The organism is Candidatus Cardinium hertigii, from assembly GCF_050864855.1.
GTDB classification, from domain to species: domain Bacteria; phylum Bacteroidota; class Bacteroidia; order Cytophagales; family Amoebophilaceae; genus Cardinium; species Cardinium hertigii_C.
Genome location: NZ_JBOZWW010000010.1, coordinates 1 through 549 on the forward strand (window position 1 = coordinate 1; position 549 = coordinate 549).

1 protein-coding gene is annotated in these 549 nt (G+C 26.2%); it reads right to left on the reverse strand.

Annotated elements, in window-relative coordinates; genetic code table 11:
- Positions 1-287 precede the first annotated feature (287 nt).
- The coding region (locus ACRRVB_RS00675) for an integrase core domain-containing protein (protein ID WP_432466098.1) at positions 288-549 on the reverse strand (262 nt) is incomplete at its 5' end.

Consider the following 549-nt stretch of genomic DNA (forward strand, 5'->3'; position numbering starts at 1 on the left):
TAAGGCTTTTTCTATAAGACGTTTACTTAGTTCTTTGAGTAATCCTCCTTTCTCAAAAAGGGTCGATAAATCTACTCCTGATTCTACTAATAAATCTATCGCTTTGCTTATACCATCTTGAGAACTTACTTTCTTTTTCATACTTTTAAAGAATAAAAATTAATGTATTTAATACAAAATTTACAAATCTTAAAAAATATTTACACACTTAAAAAGAAAGACTCAATAATATCCACAAAATCACTAACTGTCGACAATATAGTGGACCGAAAAATTCGGACAAAAAATTATAGACTTTGTTTCCGTGTTATTCCGCCTTTAGGGTATTGCTTTTTTAAATCTGTAAGATATACATTCATAGGTTTTTGATATTTAATGCTAGAATGAAATCTGTTGTAATTGTATTTATGCATGTAATCTTTAATGCCCTGTTTAATCTCTTTAATATTTTTAAAATCATTTATAAACAAGCAGTTATATTTTATTGTTCTAAAAAAACGCTCTATAACTACATTATCAATACTTCTACCTTTTCCATTCATTGATATT